Origin of the sequence: Vibrio harveyi NBRC 15634 = ATCC 14126 = KCTC 12724 (assembly GCF_001591145.1) — a bacterium.
In the GTDB taxonomy this organism is placed as follows: Bacteria; Pseudomonadota; Gammaproteobacteria; order Enterobacterales; family Vibrionaceae; genus Vibrio; species Vibrio harveyi.
This window is the reverse complement of sequence record NZ_BCUF01000165.1, coordinates 1-643: the sequence shown is the minus strand read 5'-3', so window position 1 is coordinate 643 and position 643 is coordinate 1. Positions and strand designations below refer to the sequence as shown.

Genomic DNA, 643 nt, shown 5'->3' with positions numbered 1-643 from the left:
CGAATCCCTCTTGAACAGTTTGTTAGTGCGCTGTTTCAGCGATCACCTAACCTTTGAGCATGTTACGCCAATACTCGACCGTTTTATCTGAAACCATGCCGGTTTCTCTAGTTGCAGCCACTAGAAAGTCACACAAGTTAGCTGCTATCTGCTCATTACCGAGTAAATATAAACTACGAATTGCTCGGGTCAGGCGAAGTTGGTTATGGTCATGACTTTTAAGCCAAACATGGTTAGAAGGGCTTAATGGCTGTATTGACGAAATTTCACACCCATCTCGCTGTAATCCCCAAAACTCGAGTAAAAGGTCGAGTGCTTTTAAGTGAGCAATGCGCAATTCTTCTGAGTTAGCAAAAGCCTCTCGATCTGCTTGAGTTACCAAAGGAGCATGTTGATTGAACTTAGTACCCTCATCAATCGGGAAAAGAACTTGAATATACTTATGATCATGCTCTAGCCAGAAGTGGTTGTAAGCTAACAACTGCTCTACATTACGACCAAATTTATCTGGAGCTTTACCAGATATGAAACGAGCAATTTCACTCATTTTAAATCCTGCTAATTGTAATTTTTATCTTTGCGCACTAACGCCCTGTTAAGGTGTGAGTAACGCAATACAGAAGCTCCCGTATACCACCTTAAA

General features: G+C 41.5%; 1 protein-coding gene. It reads right to left on the bottom strand.

The annotated features are described in order from the left end of the window. Positions 1-46 precede the first annotated feature (46 nt). Positions 47-547 (bottom strand): opioid growth factor receptor-related protein, encoded by a 501-nt coding sequence (locus VHA02S_RS25020; protein ID WP_038899750.1) that lies wholly within the window; start codon positions 545-547, stop codon positions 47-49. Positions 548-643: the final 96 nt, after the last annotated feature.

Excerpts from the sequence above, each read along its gene's own strand:
- VHA02S_RS25020 (WP_038899750.1), bottom strand. The coding sequence starts at position 547 with ATGAGTGAAATTGCTCGTTTCATATCTGGTAAAGCTCCAGATAAATTT.